The sequence below is a fragment of the Lacinutrix undariae genome (assembly GCF_052934785.1).
In genome coordinates, this window is the sequence record NZ_CM128809.1 from 3,055,064 (window position 1) to 3,079,860 (window position 24,797).

The window sequence follows — 24,797 nt, forward strand, 5'->3', positions numbered from 1 at the left end:
ATCTGATTTTACGCGCTAACCAAAGCTTGCATTACAGTTATTAATTTAATATTTTCTTGTTGATTACCAACAGTTAGTCGTAAACAATTCTCACAACCAAATTGCTGAGTTCTATTTCTTATCACAATTCCTTCTTTTAGCAATTCTTGATAACGCAAATTAGCATTGTCAACTTTTATTAAAATGAAATTAGCGTTTGAAGGATATATTTTTTCAACATAAACGATGTCTTTTAATTTTGAAATTAACCAATCGCGTTGTTTTAAGATATACGCTATCTCATTGTTTACTTCATTTAAATTAACTAAACGTTTTAATGCTTTTTTTTGTGTTAACTGATTGACGTTATACGGTGGTTTAATACGGTTTAATATCGCAATAATTTCTGCAGAAGCATAACATGCTCCTAATCTAATTCCAGCCATTCCGTAAGCTTTAGATAAGGTTTGAGTGATAATTAAATTAGGGAAATCTGATAATTTACTCACCCAACTTTCGTCTTCCGAAAAGTCAATATACGCTTCATCAATTACAACAACACCTTTGAATTTACGTAGCAATTCTGCAATTAAACTAGCGTTAAAACTATTTGCTGTTGGGTTATTTGGCGAACATAAAAACAACATTTTTGTTTGTGTAGTTACCGCTTCTAAAACACGATTTACTTCTGGCTGAAATTCAGAATTTAAAGGCACTTCAATATTTTCAACGGCATTTAAATTCGCCAAAACCTTGTACATACCATAAGTTGGTGGCAAAGTGATTATATTATCGCGGTTAGGTTCACAGAAAGCTCTAAAAATTAAATCGAGCACTTCATCACTCCCATTTCCTAATAAAATAGAATTTGTATCAATCTTTTTAATACTAGACAATGCTTGTTTTACCACACATTGTTGCGGATCTGGATAACGATTAACTTCGGTGTTAAATGGGTTTTCATTAGCATCCAAAAACACCATATCTGTTTTTAACTCCTTGTACTCATCACGTGCGGACGAATACGGTTGCATTATTTTAATGTTACCTCTTACCAGATTATTAAGGTTGAAATCTTCCATCTACTTCTTTTTTAAAGCGTTTAATCTTAAAGTTACGGCATTTTTATGTGCTTGTAAACCTTCGGCTTCAGCCATCAACTCAATCGTATTCCCAATATTAAGAATTCCTTCTTTGGTGATTTTCTGAAAGGTGATACTTTTTGTAAAACTATCAAGATTCACTCCCGAATACGCTTTACTAAATCCGTTAGTTGGTAAAGTATGGTTTGTTCCTGATGCATAATCACCAGCACTTTCAGGTGTGTAATTCCCAATAAATACAGAACCCGCATTTGCAATATTATCAATATAAAAATCTTCATTTTCAGTACAGATAATAAAGTGTTCTGGCGCATATTCATTAATCATATCTAAAGCAATTTCTTTAGTTTCAACATATATTAATTTTGAATTTGCAATGGCTTGCGAAGCTATTTCTTTTCGAGGTAACTGATTAAGCTGCACTTCAATTTCATCTGCAACTTCTTTTAATATCGTTTTTGAAGTGGCTACTAAAATCACCTGACTATCGGTACCGTGTTCTGCTTGACTTAACAAATCTGAAGCTACAAAACTCGCGTTTGCAGAATCATCTGCAATCACTAATAATTCGCTTGGACCCGCCGGCATATCAATTGCAACACCGTATTTTGTTGCTAATTGTTTGGCCACAGTAACGTATTGATTTCCTGGTCCGAAAATTTTATAGACTTGCGGAATATTTTCTGTACCGAAAGTTAAGCCTGCAATCGCTTGAATCCCTCCAACCTTAATCACTTTGGTTACACCACACAATTGCGCAGTGTATAAAATCTCGTTAGCTATTTTTCCTTCTTTATTAGGAGGCGAACATAATACCAAATCTTTACAACCTGCAATTTTAGCTGGAACTGCCAACATTAATACGGTTGAAAATAAAGGTGCTGTTCCTCCAGGAATATAAAGTCCTATTTTTTGAATAGCTCTTTTTTCTTGCCAGCAAGATACACCAGCTGTTGTTTCAACTTCTACACGATCTGTTTTTTGTGCCGCATGAAAACTTTCAATATTAGATTTGGCTTTTTGTATCGCGTGTTTTAATTCTGGAGACACTAAACTTGATGCTAACTCAATTTCTTTTTGATAAACAACAGGAGATTCTAAAGTAACACCATCAAAAAGCGCTGTGTATTTTGAAATCGCTTCGTCACCTTTACGTTGTACGTCTTTAAAAACTGTGGTTACTGAAGTTTCAATATTTTCGAGCGTTTGTGTTGGTCGTTTTAATAAATCTGACCAATCTGCTTTACTAGGGTTTATGATTGTTTTCATGCGTTTTTTTTTAAAATTATAATACCATATTTTCAATTGGACAAACTAGAATACCTTCGGCGCCATTCAATTTTAACTCATCAATAATTTCCCAAAAATCATTTTTACCAATTACAGAATGTACTGAACTCCAACCTTTTTGTGCTAATGGTAATACGGTTGGGCTTTTCATTCCTGGTAAAATTTTTAAAATATCATCCAATTTATCATTAGGCGCATTTAGTAAGACGTATTTAGATTGTCTTCCTTTTAAAACCGATTGTATTCTGAATTGAATTTTATCTAAAATCTTTTTGTTTTCAGCATTTATATTTGGTGATACTGCTAAAACAGCTTCAGAAGTCAATAAAACTTCAGCTTCTTTTAGATTGTTTTTAAAAAGTGTGCTTCCGCTAGAAACGATATCCACAATAGCGTCAGCAAGCCCGATATTTGGTGCAATTTCAACAGAACCATTAATAATATGAAGATCTGCAGAAACGTTATTTGCTTTTAAAAACTGATTAATTGTATTTGGATACGATGTTGCGATACGTTTACCTTCAAGATCCTGAATGCTTTTATAACTTTTATTTTTAGGAACAGCAACCGATACTTTACATTTAGAAAAGCCTAATCGCTCTACAATTGGAAGATCATTTCCTTTCTCGATAAGTACATTTTCGCCAATAATAGCCGCGTCAACAACACCATCTCTTAGGTATTGAGGAATATCGCCATTACGTAAGTAAAAAACTTCTAGAGGAAAATTTTGTGCCGATGCTTTTAATTGATCTTTTCCGTTATCAATAGAGATACCGATATCTTTAAGAAGTTGCATTGAATCTTCATTTAATCGACCTGATTTTTGTACTGCAATTTTTAATTTACTCATTATGTTTTTATTTTGTTTGAGTAAATCTTTAGGAGAGTTTCACGAAAGTGAATAAAAAAACCCGCTTGATTTACGTCAAACGGGTTTTAAAAATATGTTGATTTTTATTCAATAGATTTTCAGCTCGCTTGAGTGCCAGTATGAAAATGATGATGATGTAATTGAATAAATGTCATGTGTCTTATTTATGCTACAAATATTGTTGAATTTTATTTACAATTCCTAATCTAGAAGTAAATTTTATGATATTATTAATATTTACATATAAAAATGAGGATACAATTTTAATAAATTAGTTTCCTAAAATAATTGGCATTCCACTATCTCCAGAACCTATTACAATCACCTTACTGTTAGGAGATTCTGATAATTTTATAGTAGCTTCAATACCTTTATCTTGAAGAATTTTATCGGTCAAAGACGCACTTAAAATTCTATTTGCATCAGCTTTACCTTGTGCTTCAATAATTACTTTTTCAGCTTCTTTTGCAGCGGTAACTAAACGAAATTCATATTCTAATGATTCTTGTTCTTGTTTTAATTTACGCTCAATAGCCTCTTTAATTGTTGGTGGCAACGTTACATCTCTAATTAAAATATTGTTTAATTGAATAAATTGAGGTTCAACAATTTTTCTAGTTTCTTCAAAAATCTCATCTTGAATTGCATCACGCTTACTAGAATATAATTGTTCTGGTGTGTAACGACCTACAACACTTCTTGCCGCACTTCTTATGGCTGGTTGTAAAACACGACTCAAATATTCGCGTCCTTTTTCTTTATGTAAACGACTTAAGTTGTTATAATCTGGTTGATATAACACCGAAGCATCTAATTTAATATCTAATCCGTTTGATGATAACACCGACATTTTTTCCGGTAATTCTTGTTGTCTTACTTCGTAATCAATAACACTATTCCAAGGCGCTACAAAATTAATTCCTTCACCTAAAGCGTCACCTTCAGGATCAACTCCACCTCCTAATTGATATAATACTCCTGCATGACCAGAATCGATAGTAACCACTGATTTTGCGATAATAATAATTGTAAATATTGCGATAGCAATAAATGCTATTCCTCCTTTTGGTAATTTTTCCATAGTTTCTTTTATATTAATCCGTTATATTTTCGTGTAAACCACTCAGCTACTAAGCTAAGTATAATAAGACCTAATAGATATTTCCAATCTATTAAAGGGACTTCGTTTTTAGTGCTTTTTTGTACGATTGAAAACCTTTTATCTGTAGATATTAAGCGTACTAAATCTGATGTGTTTTTTATAAAAAAAGCTTGCCCTCCACTGTTAGACGCTAGTTGTTGTAGTTTTGTTACATTAGCATTCAAAAATTGTTGCTCAACGTTGTATTCTAAAATTGTTAATTCGCCAGATTTTGAAGTATTCTGATTAGCAACTGTTGTCGTAAACGTATACTCTCCAGGTGTTAACCCGCTTAAATCCACTTGATAATTACTGTTTTTAAGCACAAAAGGATAGGTTGTAATTTTATTAGTAATCTTATGCTTTAGGCTAATATTTAAGTTCGCATTGGCATCAAACTCATAATTTTTATTAAAATATTGCGCAGTGATTTTTAGATTATCATTTCCGTTGTAAAATGATTCGTAATCCACATTTAAGCGTGTACGTTTTTGGTTCGTGCTTAAATATTGCACAATTTTACCTATAAAATTATCAAAGCTATCAAAAGACTTTTCATCTAAAAATGATTGCGCTCTCCATGTCCAAATTCCTTCTCCATTTAAAATAGCTTCGCGTTTAGTTCCGGATTCAAATGTTACTAAAAGCGGTTCGTCTAGCTGAGTTCCATTTACAGATTTAGAAAGCATAGTTTCAAAAGGAATTTTAAACTTTAAATCTCCAAAATCAGTTTGTAATGGAGGGAAATCTTCAAAATTTAAATCTTCAATTATAAATGTTGTATAATTTGGATTTAATACCGGTTGAAATCCTTCTGTTTGACGCGTTATAGTTTGCGTATAATTGTCTTGAATACTATTAAGTAAAGACCAATTAGTTTTTGTTCCTGTAATAAGAAATGTGTTAAGTTTTAAGCGCGCAATTTCTTGTGATACTTGCTTGTATTTACTTCCTGGTTGATAAGCAATCACTAATTGATAATCGGCTGAATTTGCTAAAAACTCTTGAGACGTAACAATATTTACACTACGTTGCTCATTGCTTTCAATCGCTTTTTTAAGCGCACCTAAATCTGGATGTATAATATCTGAAATTAAAGCGATTTTTGTTTTCTGATCAATAACTTCAACGGCGAAGTTTTTACTGTTATTAATTGTGTTTTTTTCATTTTGAAGCGGAACTAATTCTGCTTTATAACTATTAACTCCACCTCTATTTGCTGGTAAAGTTACCGTAATAACTTGTGAAGATTTTGTTTTAGTAAACGATATGTTTTGGGTATGCATCACCCGATTTCCCGATGTGATTTTAAATTGTGTTGTAATCGCTTTGTCACCTTTATAGATGGCAATAATTTCAACAGGGAATTTATTTTTTAAATACGCGTATTTATTAACGTTAAGTTGCTGAATTTTAAGATCTGTAAACTGAGTAGTATCTCCTAAAATAATTGGATAAATAGGCTGTTTGTAAGTGTTATATGCAAACTGATAATCGTTTCCGTAGGTTTGATTTCCATCGGTAATAAAAATAGTTGGCGCTACTGTATTGTTGTATATTTCGGAAAGTCGTTTAAATGCCACAGCCATATTAGACTGTTTTTCAGTAAAGGTAAAATTACTGGATTGTAACATGTTTTTTCCAAAAGAAAACTCTTCAATATTAAAATGAGATTGTAACGTATCGTTAGTTTGTAATTCTGAAATCAGCTTGAGTGCTGATTCATTTTGATTTAAAAAAGTTATCGATTCTGAATTATCTACAGCAAGCACCAAATTAGGCTTTTCATTAAAAATAACGATTTTATCAAACTTCGGATTAATTAAAAGTAACAACACCGAAAAAAGGGTTACAAAACGTAGCACAGCTAATATTTTATAAACCGTTTTCTTTTTTTTAGACTTATATATATACTGAAAAAGCGCTAATAATAGCGCTATAATTCCAGCAATACCGATATATAAAAATGTTGGTGTTGTCAAATTTCTTTTTATTTAGGTGTGAGTTTTAAAACCTCACATTATGCGGTAAAACGTTGTAAAACTAGGTTAGCATTCCACCATCAACGTTAAGTGTTTGTCCTGTAACATAAGCACTCATATCACTTGCTAAAAAGACACATACATTAGCGATATCTTCTGGAGTACCACCACGTTTTAAAGGAATTGCACTACGCCATCCTTTTACTGTTTCTTCATCTAACTTAGCAGTCATTTCAGTTTCAATAAAACCTGGAGCCACTACGTTACTTCTAATATTTCTTGATCCTAACTCTAAAGCTACCGACTTAGAAAAACCAATAATACCTGCTTTTGAAGCTGCATAATTAGTTTGACCCGCGTTTCCTTTAACACCAACTACCGAACTCATATTAATGATTGAACCTTTACGTTGTTTAAGCATTGTGCGTTGCACAGCTTTTGTCATGTTAAAAACCGATTTTAAGTTGACTTCAATAACTTTATCAAAATCATCTTCACTAATACGCATTAACAAGTTATCTTTTGTAATTCCTGCGTTGTTAATTAAGATGTCAATACTACCAAATTCTGCAACTACATCTTCTGCTAATTTTTGAGATTGTGCAAAATCTGCGGCATTACTTTGGTATCCTTTAGCTTTTACACCTAAGGCAATAAGTTCTTTTTCTAATTCGTTGGCTGCTTCTACAGAAGAACTGTACGTAAATGCTACATTAGCACCTTGCTGAGCAAAAACTTGAGCGATTCCTTTTCCTATTCCTCTACTTGCTCCTGTAATTATTGCTGTTTTCCCTTCTAATAATTTCATTAAAATTGATATTAATAATGTTTTAAAAAACGCATTAAAACATTATAGTTGATTAAATATTTAAAAATCAAATATAGCAAATACTAATTGTATGGTATAAAAAAACCTCACAAATTGTTGTGAGGCTTTATTAGTATTTAAAAAGATATTATAGTTTTACATCTTCTGGTTGATCGTAGTTAAACAGATAGTCTACATCCATTTCTTTTAACTCTCCTAATTTTTTTAGAGCTTCAAAATTAACGTCTTTTTTATTTCCAATAACCATTACATTATAGTTTTCACCTTTAATGTTTGAGTTAAAGAAATCACGTAAATCTTCAATAGTCATATCTTTAATGGTATTGTAAATTTCTTCTCTATTATCATTATCAATACCTTTCTTTTTAAGACTTTCATAAGTCCAAAAGATATTTGATTTTGTAATGCGCTGTGCTGCTAATTTTTTTAATGTTGCTTCTTTTGCTGCATTAAATTGCTCTTCAGCTTCTGGCATATTTGTCATTAATTCCATAATCGCATCAACAGCTTGTGGCATTTTGTTAGCCTGCGTACCTATGTAAGCCATCACGTAATTAGAATCGTCTTTATCACTTGCACTGCTATAACTTGACCATGCAGAATAGGCTAATGATTTTGATTCTCTAATCTCTTGAAATACAATTGAAGATAATCCGCTTCCGAAATAAGTATTAAATAAAGTTGAAGCAGCAATATTATCAGCATTAAAAGGGTCTCCTTTAGCTAAAAATAACATTTCTGATTGCACCATATCATAATCTACAAAATAGACATTTCCTCCAGTTTCTTTTTCAATATAAGACGTTGCTTCTGGGTAATCTTTTAATTCTGAAGCCACAACATGACTTGTATTTAATGCGGCTACTGCTGCATTTACATCCTTACCATAATAAAAAACACGTTGTTTAAAGTCTTTTAATCCTTTTACTAATTCAACTAAATCATTAGGGTTTTTATCTTTTAATTCATTGGCTTGCATGATATTTCTTAAACGAGAATTTTCACCATATTTACCATAATTCATTAGGCCTCCAAATAAGATATTGCTTTTTTCTGTTTTTCCGTCTTGACGATCTTTTAAAATCTGATCTACATAATTAGCATATGCGTCTTGATCTGCAACAGCATTTGACCAAAGATGCTCTAATAACTCTAATCCTTTTGGTAAGTTTTCTTTTAACCCATTTAATCCAACATAAGATTTTTCTGATCCCGTACTTACATAATAGCTAATTCCTAATTTGTAAAATTCTTTCTTTAACTCTTCGTTAGTATATTTATCAGTACCTAAATAATCTAAATATCCAACAGCTAAACTTAACTCTTTATTATTATCACTTCCCATGTCGAAAATGATATTCATATCGAATAAATCGTTTAAGTCATTTTCAATGTACGACACCTTAATACCGTTATCCATTGCAGTTTCTTTAATTGCAGTTTTATAATCTACATATTGAGGTTGTAATTCTTTAGCTTCAGTAGCCACAAATGTTGTTAAAAATGTTGAACTTTTATCTCTATTAAGGTTTACAGGTGTAATCCCTGGGTTTTCAACTTTTACAATTGCATTATCCTCACCTTTTCTTTTGTAAGTTACTACATAATTTTCTTTATAGAATTCATTTGCAAAGGCAACTAATTCTTCTTTAGTAATCGCTTTTAAATCTTCTAAAAACTTTACTTTATCTTGCCAGTTTTCATGATGAATAAATGCATTGTAGTACATAGATGCTAAAGCTGTACTATTTTCGTATTGTTTAGTCTGACTTAATTTTAAATCGTTTACAACAGCATCAATCATCCAATCTTCAAATTCTCCTTTTTTAAGTTTTTCAATTTGAGCTAAGAGTAAATCTTTTACTTCATCTAAAGTTTGACCTTCTTTTGGTGCGCCAGAAAAACTATGATATCCGTAGTCGTTTAAAAACGTTGGACTACAACCTGCATACTGAACTGCTTGCTTTTGGTTTAAGTTTAAATCTATTAAACCTGCATTTCCATTTGCTAAAATCATATCTGCAAGAGTTAATAATTTTTCGTCTTTAGAGTTTACACCTTCAGAACGAAATGCAATTGAAATACTTTCTGAAGTTGGTCCGAATACTTCTTTTACTATTGGAGTTGTAATTGGAGTTTCGGTTGGTAATGTAGGATGAACAACTTCTTTACGTTCTAGTTTTCCGAAAGATTCGTTTACACTTTTAATTGTTGCTTCAAAATCTAAATCTCCAACTAACACCATTGCCATGTTATTTGGTACGTAATATTTATCAAAATAGTTATGAATATCAACCATTGAAGGGTTTTTTAAATGCTCAGCAACACCAATTGTAGATTGTTGTCCGTAAGGATGATTTGGAAATAAACCATCAAGCATTGCTGCATAAGATTTTCTAAAATCATTATCCTGTCCTCTATTGAATTCTTCAAAAACAGCTTCTAATTCTGTATGAAATAAACGTAAAACAACCTGACTAAAACGTTCGCTTTCTAAAGTCAACCACTTATCTAACTCATTTGCTGGGATTTTGTTTTTGTAAACAGTTTCCTCAAACCAAGTATGTGCATTTGTTCCGGTAGCTCCTAAAGAACTTACCATTTTGTCATACTCATTAGCAATACAATAATTTGAAGCTTCTAGTGAAACTTCATCAATTTGCTTATAGATAGCTTTTTTCTTTTCAGGATCTTGCTCAGCACGGTGTGCTTCATATAAATCTGAAATTTGCTTTAAGTATACTTTTTCTTTTTCCCAATCTAAAGCACTAATCTCATCAGTTCCTTTAAAAACCATGTGTTCTAAATAGTGCGCTAAACCTGTAGATTCTTTGGGATCATAATTTGAACCTGCTCTTACAGCGATATAAGTTTGAATTTTAGGTTCGTCGCTATTTTTACTTAAATACACTTTTAATCCGTTATCTAAAGTGTATAAACGCAATCCGGTTGGATCATTGTTTACTAGCTCGTAACTAAACCCACCTGCATCGGTTTCAGTTTTAGCGGCATAAGCTGTTTTCTTGCTTTCAGCTTGCTTACAACTAAATGTTATAAGTAATACTAACGACAAGACGAAGACATTAAATTGTTTCATTTGATAGTAGTTTAAATTAAAATTATGTAATTGATTGAATTTTAAAACTTTGAATTAAAAATACAATTTTAGAGTATGAAATCCTCATGATAATTGATTAAAATAAAAAATTCCGTTGACCAAGATATGGTCAACGGAATTATAACGTAATTATTTTATGTTTATTTTAACAAAAAATTAACCTAAAACTTCGGCTACTTTTTTACCAATCTCAGCAGGAGAGTTCACTACGTGAATTCCACAATCTGCCATAATTTTCTTTTTAGCTTGAGCAGTATCATCACTACCACCAACAATAGCACCAGCGTGTCCCATTGTACGTCCAGCAGGAGCAGTTTCACCAGCAATAAAACCTACTACAGGTTTTTTACTTCCACTAGCTTTGTACCATTGTGCAGCATCAGCTTCTAGTTGTCCACCAATTTCACCAATCATTACAACGCATTCTGTTTCTGGATCGTTGATTAATAACTCAACAGCTTCTTTAGTTGTCGTTCCAATAATTGGATCTCCTCCAATACCAATAGCAGTTGTAATTCCTAATCCTTGTTTCACAACTTGATCAGCTGCTTCATAAGTTAAGGTTCCTGATTTAGAAACAATACCAACAGTTCCTTTTTTGAAAACAAAACCTGGCATAATACCAACTTTAGCTTCACCTGGAGTAATTACTCCTGGACAGTTAGGCCCTATTAATCTACAATCTTTACCTTTAATGTAGCTTGCAGCTGTAATCATATCACCTACAGGAATTCCTTCGGTAATTGTGATTATTACTTTTATACCTGCATCGGCAGCTTCCATAATTGCATCTGCAGCAAATGCAGGTGGAACAAATATAATGGTTGTGTCTGCACCAGCTTGGTCTACAGCTTCTTTTACCGTATTAAAAACTGGCTTATCTAAGTGTGTTTGACCACCTTTCCCTGGTGTTACACCACCTACAACGTTAGTTCCGTAATCGATCATTTGGCCGGCGTGAAAAGTACCCTCACTACCTGTAAAACCTTGAACTATAATTTTTGAATCTTTGTTTACTAAAACACTCATTTATATTTAGATTTTTATATTTAAAACTATATTACAAAAGTAATCTTTTAACACCTATTAAAAAGTTTTTTAATACTTTATTTGTTAAAAGGCACTTAAACTTGCTACTGTTGAATCTGCCAATACACTCATTTGGTATCCGCTAATGATTTTATCGTCTTCAACTTTAAAGATAGACATAAAATGTGCTAATGCAAATTCGTCGGATGGACTTTCTATTAAACTCGCATAAGCGGCATATCTAATAGTAACGCTATTGTCTTCTTGAAGCAGATGACTTATTTGAAATCGTAATGAATTATATGATTTATTGATATCTTCAAACATGGTTTTTATACCGTTAAAATCTAACTTTACATATCCTTTACTACTATGCCAATTAAGTATACAATTGGCATCAAAAAAAGTTTCAACAGCACGTACTGTATCTGTTAAATCTGATTCATAAAAGCTTTTAACTACATCTTTTGGCGTCATATTTTTATTTTTTTAATTGGTCGATTATTTTTGGAATCTGCTTAATATACGCCATTTCTTTAAACTTGTCTCGGGCTTCAATAGCTGGAGACCCAAAATAGGATGCGTTTTCAATTGTAGAATGCCCTAAACCTGATTGCGCATACAACACAGTTCCTTTAGCGATAGTGATGCCGCTTTTTATACCGGCTTGTCCCCAAAGCGTCACTTCATCTTCAATAACAACACAGCCTGCTATTCCAACCTGAGAAGCGATTAAACATTTTTTCCCTATAACGGTATCATGTCCTACTTGAATAAGATTATCTAACTTAGACCCTTCCCCTATAGTTGTGTCGCCACTAACCCCTCTATCTATGGTACAAGAGGCACCAATATGTACGTTGTCTTTTATAACTACACGACCTCCTGATTGTAATTGATCAAAACCTTCGGGTCTGTTTTTATAGTAAAAAGCACTTGCTCCTAAAATTGTTCCAGCATGAATTGTAACATTGTTTCCAATAATCGCATCGTCATAAATACTAACATTAGAATGAATAATACAATTATCACCAATTGTTACATTGTTACCGATAAAGCAATTAGGTTGAATAACTGTATTTATTCCAATTTTAGCCGTTGCTGAAATAGCAGAATTAGATGACTGAAAAGGTTTGAAAAATTGTGTTAATGTATTAAAATCCCTAAATGGATCATCGCTAATCAATAACGCTTTTCCTTCAGGACATGCAACTTCTTTATTAATAAGAACTATTGTTGCTGCAGATTGTAACGCTTTATCATAGTACTTTGGGTGATCTACAAAAACAATATCACCAGGTTCTACAACATGAATTTCGTTCATTCCTAAAACAGGAAAATCATCAGCACCAATATACTTGGTGCTGATGATTTCTGAAATCTGTTTTAACGTATGTGGTTGATGAAACTTCACAGACCTTATTCTTTAATACGTTCTTTATAAGTTCCTTTTGCGGTTTCAATTTTAATCTTGTCACCTTCGTTAATAAATAACGGAACATTTACTTCAGCACCTGTTTCCATAGTTGCTGGTTTTGTTGCATTTGTTGCTGTATTACCTTTTACTCCTGGCTCTGTATGAGCTACAGTTAAAATTACACTTGCAGGCATATCAACAGATAACGGCATGTTATCTTCAGTATTAATAAGCACGGTTACAACTTCACCTTCTTTCATTAACCCTGGAGTATCCAAAGCGCTTTCAGTTAATTGTATTTGTGTATAATCTTCTTGATTCATGAAATGGTAAAAATCACCATCATTATATAAAAATTGAAACTTGTGTGTTTCTACACGTACGTCTTCTATTTTATGACCTGCTGAAAATGTATTATCTAATACTTTTCCGCTTGTAACACTTTTCATTTTTGTTCTTACAAACGCAGGACCTTTACCAGGTTTTACGTGTAAAAATTCAACAATTTTATAAATATCGTGATTATATCTTATACATAATCCGTTTCTAATATCACTAGTACTTGCCATAACTTAATTTGATTTAAAATATCCTTTCATAATCCCTCTTTGCGAATCTTTAATAAACTGAAGAATCTCGTCACGTTCTGGAGTCGCTTCCATTTCTGCTTCAATAATTTCAGCCGCTTGGGTATTATTATAATTTTTTTGATATAATATTCTATATATATCTTGAATTTCTCTAATTTTTTCTGTTGAAAAACCGCGTCTTCTTAATCCTACTGAGTTAATCCCTACGTAAGATAAAGGTTCTCTTGCTCCTTTTACAAATGGAGGAACATCTTTTCTTACTAAAGAACCTCCTGTAACAAAGGCATGGTTTCCAATAGAACAAAACTGATGCACTGCTGTCATACCTGCAAGTACTACATAGTCTCCTACGTTAATATGCCCTGCAAGCGTTGAGTTGTTTGAGAAAATACAGTTTTTACCAACAATGCAATCGTGAGCAATATGGCAATACGCCATAATTAAACAGTTATCTCCTACAACAGTTTTCATTTTATCTGTGGTCCCTCTATTAATCGTTACACATTCTCTAATAGTTACATTATCACCAATTACAGTCAGTGTATCTTCGTCTTTATATTTTAAATCCTGAGGAACTCCCGAAATAACTGCTCCTGGAAAAATATTACAATTTTTTCCAATTCGAGCGCCTTCCATAATTGTAACATTACTCCCTATCCATGTGCCTTCACCAATAGTTACATTATTATGTATGGTTGTAAATGGCTCAATCACTACATTCTTAGCTATTTTAGCTCCAGGATGTACATATGCTAATGGTTGGTTCATTTGTTTTTCTTTAATTATTTTACTTTTGAAATTTGTGCCATAAGTTCTGCTTCAGCACACAACTTTCCGTTCGCATAAGCATATCCTTGCATGTGACAAATACCACGACGTATTGGGGTTATTAAATCACATTTAAAAATTAAGGTATCACCTGGTACAACTTTTTGTTTAAACTTAACTTTATCTATTTTCATGAAGAAAGTTAGATAATTTTCGGGATCTGGGACAGTGCTTAACACAAGTATTCCTCCTGTTTGCGCCATTGCTTCAACAATTAAAACACCTGGCATAACTGGTGATCCTGGAAAATGACCTGCAAAGAACGGTTCGTTCATCGTCACGTTTTTCATTCCAATAACTCCCGAATCTGTAAGTTCGAAAATTTTATCAATTAATAAGAATGGTTGTCTGTGTGGCAACATATCCATTATTTGATTTACGTCCATTAATGGTTCTTGGTTTAAATCTACCGTTGGTACATTATTACGACGTTCGTTTTTTATAATTTTAGATAATTTTTTAGCAAATTGGGTATTTATAAAATGCCCTGGTTTGTTTGCTATAATTTTACCTCTAATTCTAATTCCTATAAGTGCTAAATCTCCTATAACATCTAAAAGCTTGTGTCTTGCAGCTTCGTTTGGGTGATGTAAAGTTAGGTTGTCTAATATCCCGTTAGATTTAACAGCGATGTCATCTTTACCAAAAGCAACTTTAAGTTTCTCCATTGTTTCGGCAGATAATTCTTTATCTACATATACAATAGCATTGTTTAAATCACCTCCTTTAATAAGACCGTGTTCTAATAACATTTCTAACTCATGTAAAAAACTAAATGTTCTAGAGTCTGAAATGTCTCTTTTAAAGTCTGAAATATGATTTAAAGTAGCATTTTGAGTTCCTAAAACTTTGGTACCAAAATCAACCATAGTTGTTATTTGGTACTCTTTTGCTGGCATTACAATAATTTCGCTTCCAGATTCTTCATCTGAATAAGCAATAACATCAGTTACAACATATTCTTCTCTAAAAGCATCTTGCTCTACAACAACTGCTTGCTCTAAAGCTTCTAAGAAAAATTTAGATGACCCATCCATAATTGGAGGTTCAGAAGCATTAAGCTCAATTACTACATTATCAATACCTAACCCTACTAAAGCAGCTAAAACATGCTCTGAAGTTTGGATAGTAACCCCGTTTTTCTCTAAACAAGTACCGCGTTGTGTATTGGTTACATAATTTGCATCTGCCTCAATAACTGGGCAACCTTCTAAATCAACTCTTTTAAACGAAAACCCTTTATTTACAAGAGCAGGTTTAAAAGTAAGTGTCACATCTTTTCCGGTATGTAATCCCACTCCGGTTAACGACACTTCATTTTGAATAGTCTTTTGCTTAACGTCTGTTTTAATTATTGCCATTTACTTTTTTTTCAAGTTCATTTATTGATTTCACAATTTTAGGTAAGTTTTTAAAGTGCACATACGATTTGTTGTAGTCAGCATATCCAAAAGATGGAGATCCTTGTAACAATTCGTTATCTTTTACTTTTCTACCTATCCCCGATTGTGCTTGTATTTTTACATTATTACCAATTACCAAATGTCCTGCGATACCTACCTGCCCACCAATTTGACAATTTTCGCCAATTTTAGTTGAACCTGCAACACCTGTTTGAGCTGCAATTACGGTGTTTTTACCAATTTCAACATTGTGAGCTATTTGTATTTGGTTGTCTAATTTCACACCTCTTCTTATTATTGTAGATCCTAAAGTGGCTCTATCAATAGTTGTTGCGGCTCCAATATCAACAAAATCTTCTAATATCACATTACCAATTTGTGGTACTTTAGAGTATTCTCCTTTTTTATCTGGCACAAAACCAAATCCATCTGCGCCAATAATAGCTCCTGAATTAATAACGCAATTGTTACCAATAACAGATTCTGAATATATTTTTGCTCCCGAAAAGATAATAGTATCATTCCCTATTACGGTATTATCTCCAATATAAGAGTTTGGAAAAATCTTTACATTATCTCCTATTTTTACATTATCTCCAATATACGAAAAAGCACCTATATATATATTATCTCCATATGATGAAGATTCTGATATAAATGATGGTTGCTCAATACCTTGCTTATTAAGCTTTACTTGGTTATAATATTCTAATAATTTTGAAAATGATTTGTAAGCATCTTCAACTTTTATAAGTGTTGTACTTAATTCTTCTTCTGGTTTAAAGCTCTTATTTACTATCGTAATTGAGGCTTTTGTAGAATATATATAAGATTGATATTTAGGGTTTGCTAAAAATGTTAACGACCCTTCTTTACCTTCTTCTATTTTAGAAAGCGTAGAGACTTCAACATCAGGATTTCCTTCAATATCACCTTCTAGTATTCCTGCGATTTGTGTTGCTGTAAATTTCATGAGGAGCAAAAATAGAAAAAATGTATCACATTTTAACTTTCGGATAACATATATAATATTTTAAAATCTCTTTTGAGAGTGCTTTCATGTTAAATTGACCTGGCGCTTTTGATAATTCTACAATCTTACCCGTCTTCTGCAATATACTTATAGCTTGCTCTTTAGACTGATATGCTTGGTTTTTAATGGGTCCTGAAAACACAAAATATTCGGCTTCTTCTTCCGTAATATTATAGGTGCTAATCATTTTAGATAAATATTTTTTTAACAATTCTGGTTTAACAGGCTTGTTTTTGATTTTCACCTTAAGTAAATCCCTGTTAATAATCATTTTACAGAGTTCTTTTAGCACAAAATCATCATGAAATTGCCATTCTTTCATTGCAGAAACAATATCACTATCATCTAATCTTGCAAAAATCTCAAGCGTTTCATCATTAAAATTCTCTAAAGATATTTCATGTTCTAAAAAATACAACAAAGCACTACTTGCGTGTAAACGTTCTCCTTTTTGAATAAGTTGTTTAGCACGTTTTAATACGCGTGTTAATAATTGTTCGGCAGCTAATCCTGTTTTATGTAAATATACTTGCCAATACATAAATCGTCTAGCGACTAAGAATTTTTCAACACTATAAATCCCTTTCTCTTCAACAACTAAAACGTCATCAACCACATTAAGCATGGTAATTAAACGTTCGCTATTTACATTACCTTCGGCAACGCCTGTGTAAAAACTATCGCGTTTTAGATAATCTGATCTGTCCATATCTAATTGACTAGATATTAACTGATACATGAACTTTCTCGGGTAATTCCCCTTAAACACATCTATAGCAAGCGTTAAACTTCCGTTAAATTCCTTATTAAGTTCCTCCATAAAAAGCAGAGAAATAGACTCATGTGACACGCCGTTTACGATACTATGCTCCATGGCGTGAGAAAACGGACCATGTCCAATATCATGTAATAATATAGCCACATATAGTGCGTTTTCTTCTTCATCATTTATCTCAACACCTTTAAAACGCAGCACATTAACAGCTTTCTGCATTAAATGCATGCAACCAATAGCATGATGAAATCTAGTGTGATGTGCGCCTGGGTATACCAAATAAGACATCCCCATTTGAGAGATACGTCTTAAGCGCTGAAAATATTTATGCTCAATTAAATCGAAGATTAACTAATTTGGAATCGTAATAAATCCGTAAATTGGGTCGTTAAAGATCTTGAGTTTGTTTCTTTTATTCAAACTTTGAGTATTACATTAATTTTAAACAAATATACATGAACAATATAAATATTCTTTGGGTTGATGATGAAATCGATTTATTAAAACCACATATTCTTTTTCTAGAAAAAAAACAATATATCGTAACTACGTGTCAAAGTGGAACTGAAGCTTTAGAAATTATTGACGATACTAATTTTGATATTGTGTTTTTAGATGAAAACATGCCTGGTCTTACAGGTCTTGAAACTTTAAATGAAATTAAAGAAAAACGCGCCAATCTTCCGGTGGTCATGATTACTAAAAGTGAGGAAGAATACATTATGGAAGAAGCAATTGGTAATAAAATTGCCGATTACTTGATAAAACCAGTGAATCCTAATCAAATTTTACTGAGCTTGAAGAAAAACTTAGACCATTCGAGATTAATTTCAGAAAAAACAACTTCTAATTACCAACAAGAATTTAGGAAAATTGCTATGGATTTATCTATGGTAAATAGTTTTAAAGAATGGCAAGATCTGTATCAAAAGTTAGTGTATTGGGAATTACAACTTGAAGATATTGAAGATGTTGGAATGACTGAGATTTTAGAATCTCAAAAAAGCGAAGCCAATTCTCAATTTGGGAAATTTATAGAAAAGAATTACGCCGACTGGTTTGATCATAATAATGAAGCCCCAACTATGTCGCATACTTTATTTAAAGACAAAATAGTGCCCGAATTAAGTAAAGAGCAACCAACATTATTAGTGGTGATTGATAATTTACGCTACGACCAATGGAAAGCTTTTGAGCCTATTGTAAATAATTATTACAAAAAAGCTTCAGAATCTCCTTTTTATAGTATCCTCCCAACCGCTACACAATATGCTAGAAACGCTATATTTTCGGGACTAATGCCTAGTGATATGGAGAAACTACATCCAAAACTATGGAAAAACGATACCGATGATGGTGGCAAAAATTTATATGAAGCCGAATTTCTGGAAGCACAACTTAAACGATTAGGTTTAAGCGACCTAAAACATGAGTATTTCAAAATCACTAATTTAAGAGCAGGAAAAAAACTAGTTGAAAACTTTAAATCCCTAAAAGATAACGATCTTAGTGTTGTTGTATACAATTTTGTAGATATGCTGTCACACTCTAAAACAGAAATGGAAGTTGTAAAAGAATTAGCTTCAAATGATAAAGCATACAGGTCACTAACTCAAAGTTGGTTTAAGAATTCACCACTTTTAGAAATAATTCAACAAGCGCAACAATTAGGCTTTAAACTTATTTTAACTACAGATCACGGAACAATTAATGTAAAAAATGCATCAAAAGTTATTGGAGACAGAGACACTAGCTTAAATTTAAGATACAAAACAGGAAGAAGTCTTACTTATGAAAAAAGAGATGTATTAGCTGTTAAAGACCCAAAATCTATACATCTACCGTCATTAACAATGAGCAGTTCATTCATATTTGCAAAAGGAGATTCTTTTTTAGCCTACCCAAATAATTACAACCATTATGTAAGCTATTACAGAAACACATATCAACACGGAGGCGTGTCTTTAGAAGAGATGATTATCCCTTTTGTAGTCATGAATCCAAAACAATAGATGAGAGGTTGAAAAATCCGACAAACAACGTGGAGTTTTAGGTTTTTTCCTTATATTTTCTTATACTTGTATTGAAATATAACCCATTTACAATTAATAGTTGGAATTAAAATATCAATTAAATGAAATAGAACATGTTGCAAAAACAGTTCTAGATTTAGCAAAAACTAAAACCCTTTTATTTTACGGAGAAATGGGTGTTGGTAAAACAACACTTATAAAAAATATAGTACAAAAATTAGGGTGCTTAGACACGGTTAATAGTCCAACATTTTCAATTGTAAATGAGTATAATTCAAATTCAGGTTTAATCTATCATTTCGATTTATATCGAATAGATAATGAAGAGGAAGCGCTTAATTTTGGAATAGAAGATTATTTATATTCAAATGAATGGATTTTGATGGAATGGCCAGAAAAAATCCATAATCTACTCCCGGAACACGCAACTATTATTACAATAATTGCTAGCGATGACACTTTTAGAACCTTAAAAATAGAAGAAAAAATAATTTAAACTGTAATATCCCTCTAAAGCAGTAAAAAAAATACTTTTTTTTTAGTATTCTGCGCATAGGCCATTTCTGAATAGTACGGAAAAACCGTAACGTTCAAGAGATTTGAAATACTGATTTTAACATTTCTTTAACAGTTTTTAAAAGCTGATAATTATAAATTTGAAGTGTAATAATTAATTTAAATCCCTTGAAATTATGAATAGTAAAAAGTACATTTTAGCAATAGCTCTTTTTGGTGGTATGTTATTTACAGCGCAAGCTGCAGACTTAATAAACCTTGATGAACAAGCAACAACAAACATCGAAAAGTGGAAAATACGTATCCCAACACACGGATAGAAAAGCAATTATTATAGGGAGTTTTGTTGCCTTAACATTAGCAGCTTCACCTTACCTATTTTACCTATACGAAAGTGTTCCGGCTAATCCAGTCTGGAGCACTTTTTTGTTTACCTATACTAGTAAAGGATTTGCTGATGTACAAACTACAATGTGGATCTTTACAGGAAAAGCAATCCCTTTATTTTTTCTTCTTATATGGTTTTTTACTTGTCGCCATTGGTGGCACCATACCATTCTTGTGCCAATAACCATGTACACCTACCAAATTGTAGGCTTATTTAATGATGACACAAAATACATTGATCAATTTCAGTTAATATATCTTATACCTGTCATGGCTATAATGATTCCTTCAATATACTTGGTGAGAGCAAAAATGTTTAATAAAATTAACGATGCCAACAAATCTATGCAAGATCTTGAGGATGAATTTAAAATTCAACCCAAAGGTTTTTTTAGTAAATTAAAAGATTACTTCTAATAAGGCTTGTTTAAATCAAAATATTATTTGTAATTTGATTCATATAATATAAATCAAAATGAACAAACCAATATCTCCTTTTACAAAAGCACAATTACTTCCTCAAGAGGAAACTTTAGAGATTTTTAAGAAGAAAGGAAATCTATATATTGGCATCCCAAAAGAAACTCATTTTCAAGAGAAAAGAATCTGCCTAACTCCCGATGCTGTTTCAGCACTAGTTTGTAACGGACATCGTGTTATGATAGAATCTGGTGCAGGAGAAGGCGCTAATTACAAAGACAAAACATATAGTGATGCAGGCGCAGAAGTCACAAAAGATACTGCAAAAGTATTTTCAAACCCTATAATTTTAAAAGTTGAACCCCCTTCTTTAGATGAAATAAAACTCATCAATCCGCAAACCTTACTTATTTCGGCTCTTCAACTAAAAACACAACATAAAAAATACTTTGAAGCTTTAGCAGTAAAACGCATTACAGCTTTAGCTTTTGAATTTATAAAAGATGACGACGGCACTTATCCTGCAGTACGTTCATTAAGTGAGATTGCAGGAACAGCATCCATTTTAATTGCTTCAGAACTTCTATCTAATACCAATGGCGGAAACGGATTAATGTTTGGAAACATTAGCGGCGTCCCTCCTACTGAAGTTGTTATTATTGGAGCAGGAACTGTTGGTGAATTTGCAGCTAGATCTGCTATCGGACTTGGAGCAAATGTAAAAGTATTTGATAATTCGATTACAAAACTACGCTGCTTGCAATCTAATTTAGGTCGTACCATCTACACCTCAACAATTCAACCTAAAAACCTAATTAAAGCCCTAAAACGTTGCGATGTAGCTATTGGTGCTGTGAGAGGAACTAACAGAGCCCCGATTGTTGTTACAGAATCTATGGTTGAATCCATGAAAAATGGCGCTGTAGTTATTGATGTTAGCATTGATATGGGAGGTTGTTTTGAAACTAGCGAAGTTACCAATCACGATCACCCCACATTTAAAGTTAATGGTGTTACACATTATTGTGTGCCAAATATACTTGCTAGATATGCGCGATCCGCCTCTGTATCAATAAGTAACATATTTACACCTTATTTACTAAAAATTGCTGACGATGGCGGTATTGAAGATGCTATTCGTTTTGACCGTGGTTTAAAAAATGGTTTGTATTTTTACCACGGAATTTTAACAAATAAATCTGTTGCAGATTGGTTTGATTTAAAATACAGCGACGTTAACTTATTAATATTTTAAGAATATATCATGAAAATTATTCACCGTTTTGGCTACTATTTTGGAGGCTTTTCAATAGGTCTTGTTTTGTTAGCCTTTTTTTTAAGAGGAAAAAAAACTTCTTGCGATTATGGACCAGACGCAAGAGTTATTAAAAATATTTCAATTAAAAAGAAATTATATAGTGATGAAGCACTTACTTTTATGACTGCACATCAATTAGACACTATTCAAGTTGCAAATTTAATTCATATTGGAGATATTAATTTTTCGGATAGCGATACAAATTCTGGGAATTGTAAAACTTACGCTATTGAAACTACACTAAATGATGAAGATTTATTTATGAGGGTTGAAAATTGCGAAACACAAGCTACAATACTTTCGTTTACTACAGAATAATCGTATTATTAAAACATAAAAACTCAGCTATAATGCTGAGTTTTTTTTGCTATTAAATAATTAACTATTTAACGGGTACTTTCTTTATAATTTGCGTGTTGTTATATTTTAATTTCATAATATATATACCACTTGAAAGTAATGAAATAGGTATTGCTTTATTAATCACAGCACTTTGACTCTGTTTTAAATCTATTAAATAAATTAATTTCCCGGTGATATCATACATCGATATATCATATAGTTGATGGGTTTCAAATCCTGAAATTTTCACATTAAGTTTATCCTTATTAGAGCTTTGATATACTAAAAATTCAAAATCATTTAAAGCATCATCAGGAACGCCCAATGCATTACAATTAGTAACTCCTATATAAACAGAAACTACATCTTCATCGTATGCGTTAGAAACCTCAACTGAATAGTTTTCACCTTCTTCTGGATGTACTTCAATACTCGCTGTAGTAGCGCCATTACTCCACAAATAAGCATCTCCTCCGTATGCTGTAAGCACAGTACTTTCTCCTAAACAAAGTTCACTATTCCCCGTCTCAATATAAGCTTCAATAGCATCAACAACATTAACTGTAATTTCTTTTACAGCTCTACAAGCATTATTAGTTCCATAAACTATATATGTAGTGGTTTGTAAAGGAGCGACAGTAATTTGCGCTGTTGTTTCACCTGTATTCCATTCGTAAAATTGGGCGCCAGTAGCTGTTATTGTTACACTTTCACCTTCTACAATAACATAATCGTCACCAATATTTAGATCTGGCAATTCGCTTATGGTAATTGTAGATTCTACAAAATCAGATAGCGTTTCTTCAGCATTAGATACTGTTACAGAATATATAGTTGTTGTTTCTGGAGACACATAAATAGTTGCCGTAGTTTCACCAGTACTCCAAAGGTAATTTTCCCCACCAGAAGCAACTAAAGTCACACCTGTACCTTCACAGATTTCGCGACTGCTAGAAATACTTGCTATCAATTCTGTTTCTACCAATTGATCTCTAAAATCAACCACATAAGCCTGAATAGGCACCGCGTTACTAGACCAATCTGAGGCAAAAAGCACACGATTTCCAGACGGTGACGGACAAGGTTGCGCTTGGTTATCATAAATATTCATTACGTTTCTTGCATTACAAATACGTTCTACACGAGATCCATCTAATTTTACAGCTATTATTTCGTTATAAAATGGTCCCCAACTTTGAGATGATGATGAAATAGTATACACCCATCCTGGACGATTTATTGAACGCGCAGAAGTATGACTTGCATATCCTGCAGGAGACACTACGGTTAATGCGCCATCAGAAAGTTTTCTTGAGATTACCCGACCATCATTAACCGATTTATCAACACCAACAGCAACCTCATCGCCATTTAAATCTATTGTAACATCAAAATGACTTGGTTGCCCGTAATTACTCCAAAAAGGTCCGGTTTGCACGCCTTGTAGATCGTAAACTTTTGTACGATCGCTTCCTGTTCCAAAATTAGCATTAACCACAATGTAGTTTCCCAAAGAGGAAATGGTAATAAAATCGACATCTATATTCGAAAAATCTATATCTGGATGTTTAACATTGTTTTCTATATCTAAAGCAAATCCTACTTTTTTTCCATCAGAATTTCTAGTCGCTAAAACAGCTGCCATATTTCCATCATTAGAAAAATTTCCTGTATACTCACCTAAAGTTGTATTACTATAACCCGAAAACTCAATTAATGTTATGGATTGATTTGTATCATAATTCCAACTTTTTATAGAGTTATTAGTTAAAATCAATCTTAAATTGGAATTTGCAGGATGCCATCTGCTTTCATTTCCACTTGGCATAGTTGCTTTTTTTATAACCTCATAAGTTTCACCATCTAAAAATAATGATGATCCCCAACTTCCGCCACGATTAAAATGTCTACCAAGATATATTACAGACTCATCTGCATTCCATGGTTGTCTTACAGAATACCCGTGTCTTGCAACAGTTTTCCATGTTTCGTTAGTTACATTATCTACTGCCACTCCTGGATCACCTGTGATTCTTGTGATTTTAGTATTGAAAGTAGGATCAATAATAGTCTGTAAATAGTTAGGCTTTTCTAAACTAGCCATTGGCCAAAATTCTTCGAGTGATGAATTTAAATTATAATCTTGAGATTGAGACGTGGCAATAAAAAATACAACTAGCATTAACGCTAGGGATTTATTTTTTTTAAAAATCATTGTTAAATTAATTTGGGGTTTATTAACGATACAAACCTATAAAAGATCTTTCTTTTTATAGACATAACAACACGTTTAATCGATAAAATACTTTTTAATGTATTATTTTTCTTACAATAAATAACGTTTTGTAGGGTTTTTATGTCTTTTATCGATTAATAAATTAAATAAAAAT

The 24,797-nt window shown here is 32.3% G+C and carries 21 protein-coding genes and 1 pseudogene; 6 read left to right on the forward strand and 16 right to left on the reverse strand.

What is annotated here, in order from left to right:
• Window positions 1–8: 8 nt before the first annotated feature.
• From hisC to ACU4C5_RS13810, 15 genes and pseudogenes are all read right to left on the reverse strand, one after another.
• Window positions 9–1,061, reverse strand: coding sequence for a histidinol-phosphate transaminase (gene hisC / locus ACU4C5_RS13740; RefSeq protein ID WP_446844781.1), 1,053 nt, complete (start codon window positions 1,059–1,061; stop codon window positions 9–11).
• Window positions 1,062–2,351 carry a histidinol dehydrogenase gene (gene hisD / locus ACU4C5_RS13745; RefSeq protein ID WP_446844782.1) on the reverse strand — a complete coding sequence of 430 codons (1,290 nt, stop codon included), beginning with the start codon at window positions 2,349–2,351 and terminating at the stop codon, window positions 1,062–1,064. It abuts the gene before it with no gap.
• 16 nt (window positions 2,352–2,367) lie between these two features.
• Window positions 2,368–3,225, reverse strand: coding sequence for an ATP phosphoribosyltransferase (gene hisG, locus ACU4C5_RS13750; RefSeq protein WP_446844783.1), 858 nt, complete (start codon window positions 3,223–3,225; stop codon window positions 2,368–2,370).
• A gap of 292 nt (window positions 3,226–3,517) precedes the next feature.
• A complete protein-coding gene (locus tag ACU4C5_RS13755) occupies window positions 3,518–4,327 on the reverse strand; it encodes a prohibitin family protein (RefSeq protein WP_446844784.1) in 810 nt (269 codons plus the stop codon).
• Between the two features lie 8 nt (window positions 4,328–4,335).
• The gene (locus ACU4C5_RS13760; RefSeq protein WP_446844785.1) at window positions 4,336–6,369 is read right to left on the reverse strand and encodes a VWA domain-containing protein; all 2,034 of its coding nucleotides are present in this window, start codon (window positions 6,367–6,369) and stop codon (window positions 4,336–4,338) included.
• 61 nt (window positions 6,370–6,430) lie between these two features.
• Window positions 6,431–7,177, reverse strand: coding sequence for a 3-oxoacyl-[acyl-carrier-protein] reductase (fabG, locus tag ACU4C5_RS13765; RefSeq protein WP_446844786.1), 747 nt, complete (start codon window positions 7,175–7,177; stop codon window positions 6,431–6,433).
• A 148-nt stretch (window positions 7,178–7,325) separates the two neighbouring features.
• Window positions 7,326–10,295, reverse strand: a complete 2,970-nt coding sequence (locus tag ACU4C5_RS13770; RefSeq protein WP_446844787.1) for a M16 family metallopeptidase — start codon at window positions 10,293–10,295, stop codon at window positions 7,326–7,328.
• Window positions 10,296–10,472: 177 nt separating this feature from the next.
• The gene (sucD, locus tag ACU4C5_RS13775) at window positions 10,473–11,345 is read right to left on the reverse strand and encodes a succinate--CoA ligase subunit alpha (protein WP_446844788.1); all 873 of its coding nucleotides are present in this window, start codon (window positions 11,343–11,345) and stop codon (window positions 10,473–10,475) included.
• 84 nt (window positions 11,346–11,429) lie between these two features.
• Window positions 11,430–11,822, reverse strand: coding sequence for a nuclear transport factor 2 family protein (locus ACU4C5_RS13780; protein WP_446844789.1), 393 nt, complete (start codon window positions 11,820–11,822; stop codon window positions 11,430–11,432).
• Between the two features lie 4 nt (window positions 11,823–11,826).
• On the reverse strand, window positions 11,827–12,759 hold the full coding sequence (locus ACU4C5_RS13785) for a UDP-3-O-(3-hydroxymyristoyl)glucosamine N-acyltransferase (protein ID WP_446844790.1): 933 nt from the start codon (window positions 12,757–12,759) through the stop codon (window positions 11,827–11,829).
• 5 nt (window positions 12,760–12,764) lie between these two features.
• Window positions 12,765–13,331 carry an elongation factor P gene (gene efp / locus ACU4C5_RS13790; protein WP_446844791.1) on the reverse strand — a complete coding sequence of 189 codons (567 nt, stop codon included), beginning with the start codon at window positions 13,329–13,331 and terminating at the stop codon, window positions 12,765–12,767.
• 3 nt (window positions 13,332–13,334) lie between these two features.
• A complete protein-coding gene (lpxA, locus tag ACU4C5_RS13795; RefSeq protein ID WP_446844792.1) occupies window positions 13,335–14,120 on the reverse strand; it encodes an acyl-ACP--UDP-N-acetylglucosamine O-acyltransferase in 786 nt (261 codons plus the stop codon).
• A 14-nt stretch (window positions 14,121–14,134) separates the two neighbouring features.
• Complete coding sequence (locus ACU4C5_RS13800) at window positions 14,135–15,541, reverse strand: bifunctional UDP-3-O-[3-hydroxymyristoyl] N-acetylglucosamine deacetylase/3-hydroxyacyl-ACP dehydratase (protein ID WP_446844793.1); 1,407 nt, start codon at window positions 15,539–15,541, stop codon at window positions 14,135–14,137.
• Entirely contained in the window at window positions 15,528–16,556 is a 1,029-nt protein-coding gene (gene lpxD / locus ACU4C5_RS13805; protein WP_446844794.1) for a UDP-3-O-(3-hydroxymyristoyl)glucosamine N-acyltransferase, read from the reverse strand. The genes ACU4C5_RS13800 and lpxD overlap by 14 nt, the downstream gene beginning before the upstream one ends.
• 25 nt (window positions 16,557–16,581) lie before the next feature.
• Window positions 16,582–17,811 (reverse strand): annotated as a pseudogene (locus ACU4C5_RS13810) (HD domain-containing protein).
• A 35-nt stretch (window positions 17,812–17,846) separates the two neighbouring features.
• Here ACU4C5_RS13810 and porX point away from each other — a divergent pair.
• From porX to ACU4C5_RS13840, 6 genes are all read left to right on the forward strand, one after another.
• Entirely contained in the window at window positions 17,847–19,403 is a 1,557-nt protein-coding gene (gene porX / locus ACU4C5_RS13815) for a T9SS response regulator signal transducer PorX (RefSeq protein ID WP_446844795.1), read from the forward strand.
• Window positions 19,404–19,503: 100 nt separating this feature from the next.
• Window positions 19,504–19,920, forward strand: coding sequence for a tRNA (adenosine(37)-N6)-threonylcarbamoyltransferase complex ATPase subunit type 1 TsaE (gene tsaE / locus ACU4C5_RS13820; protein ID WP_446844796.1), 417 nt, complete (start codon window positions 19,504–19,506; stop codon window positions 19,918–19,920).
• Between the two features lie 196 nt (window positions 19,921–20,116).
• The gene (locus ACU4C5_RS13825; protein WP_446844797.1) at window positions 20,117–20,260 is read left to right on the forward strand and encodes a hypothetical protein; all 144 of its coding nucleotides are present in this window, start codon (window positions 20,117–20,119) and stop codon (window positions 20,258–20,260) included.
• Window positions 20,202–20,744: a hypothetical protein gene (locus ACU4C5_RS13830; protein WP_446844798.1), complete on the forward strand. Its 543-nt coding sequence runs from the start codon at window positions 20,202–20,204 to the stop codon at window positions 20,742–20,744. The genes ACU4C5_RS13825 and ACU4C5_RS13830 overlap by 59 nt, the downstream gene beginning before the upstream one ends.
• Window positions 20,745–20,802: 58 nt before the next feature.
• The gene (locus tag ACU4C5_RS13835) at window positions 20,803–22,002 is read left to right on the forward strand and encodes an alanine dehydrogenase (RefSeq protein WP_446844799.1); all 1,200 of its coding nucleotides are present in this window, start codon (window positions 20,803–20,805) and stop codon (window positions 22,000–22,002) included.
• Between the two features lie 9 nt (window positions 22,003–22,011).
• Window positions 22,012–22,383 (forward strand): hypothetical protein, encoded by a 372-nt coding sequence (locus ACU4C5_RS13840; protein WP_446844800.1) that lies wholly within the window; start codon window positions 22,012–22,014, stop codon window positions 22,381–22,383.
• Between the two features lie 64 nt (window positions 22,384–22,447).
• Here ACU4C5_RS13840 and ACU4C5_RS13845 read toward each other — a convergent pair whose 3' ends face one another.
• Window positions 22,448–24,589, reverse strand: a complete 2,142-nt coding sequence (locus tag ACU4C5_RS13845) for a T9SS type A sorting domain-containing protein (RefSeq protein WP_446844801.1) — start codon at window positions 24,587–24,589, stop codon at window positions 22,448–22,450.
• Window positions 24,590–24,797: the final 208 nt, after the last annotated feature.

Coding starts and splice junctions, on each gene's coding strand:
- hisC (WP_446844781.1), bottom strand. CDS start 1,061: ATGGAAGATTTCAACCTTAATAATCTGGTAAGAGGTAACATTAAAATA.
- hisD (WP_446844782.1), bottom strand. CDS start 2,351: ATGAAAACAATCATAAACCCTAGTAAAGCAGATTGGTCAGATTTATTA.
- hisG (WP_446844783.1), bottom strand. CDS start 3,225: ATGAGTAAATTAAAAATTGCAGTACAAAAATCAGGTCGATTAAATGAA.
- ACU4C5_RS13755 (WP_446844784.1), bottom strand. CDS start 4,327: ATGGAAAAATTACCAAAAGGAGGAATAGCATTTATTGCTATCGCAATA.
- fabG (WP_446844786.1), bottom strand. CDS start 7,177: ATGAAATTATTAGAAGGGAAAACAGCAATAATTACAGGAGCAAGTAGA.
- ACU4C5_RS13770 (WP_446844787.1), bottom strand. CDS start 10,295: ATGAAACAATTTAATGTCTTCGTCTTGTCGTTAGTATTACTTATAACA.
- sucD (WP_446844788.1), bottom strand. CDS start 11,345: ATGAGTGTTTTAGTAAACAAAGATTCAAAAATTATAGTTCAAGGTTTT.
- ACU4C5_RS13780 (WP_446844789.1), bottom strand. CDS start 11,822: ATGACGCCAAAAGATGTAGTTAAAAGCTTTTATGAATCAGATTTAACA.
- efp (WP_446844791.1), bottom strand. CDS start 13,331: ATGGCAAGTACTAGTGATATTAGAAACGGATTATGTATAAGATATAAT.
- lpxA (WP_446844792.1), bottom strand. CDS start 14,120: ATGAACCAACCATTAGCATATGTACATCCTGGAGCTAAAATAGCTAAG.
- ACU4C5_RS13800 (WP_446844793.1), bottom strand. CDS start 15,541: ATGGCAATAATTAAAACAGACGTTAAGCAAAAGACTATTCAAAATGAA.
- lpxD (WP_446844794.1), bottom strand. CDS start 16,556: ATGAAATTTACAGCAACACAAATCGCAGGAATACTAGAAGGTGATATT.
- porX (WP_446844795.1), top strand. CDS start 17,847: ATGAACAATATAAATATTCTTTGGGTTGATGATGAAATCGATTTATTA.
- ACU4C5_RS13825 (WP_446844797.1), top strand. CDS start 20,117: ATGAATAGTAAAAAGTACATTTTAGCAATAGCTCTTTTTGGTGGTATG.
- ACU4C5_RS13830 (WP_446844798.1), top strand. CDS start 20,202: ATGAACAAGCAACAACAAACATCGAAAAGTGGAAAATACGTATCCCAA.
- ACU4C5_RS13835 (WP_446844799.1), top strand. CDS start 20,803: ATGAACAAACCAATATCTCCTTTTACAAAAGCACAATTACTTCCTCAA.
- ACU4C5_RS13840 (WP_446844800.1), top strand. CDS start 22,012: ATGAAAATTATTCACCGTTTTGGCTACTATTTTGGAGGCTTTTCAATA.
- ACU4C5_RS13845 (WP_446844801.1), bottom strand. CDS start 24,589: ATGCTAGTTGTATTTTTTATTGCCACGTCTCAATCTCAAGATTATAAT.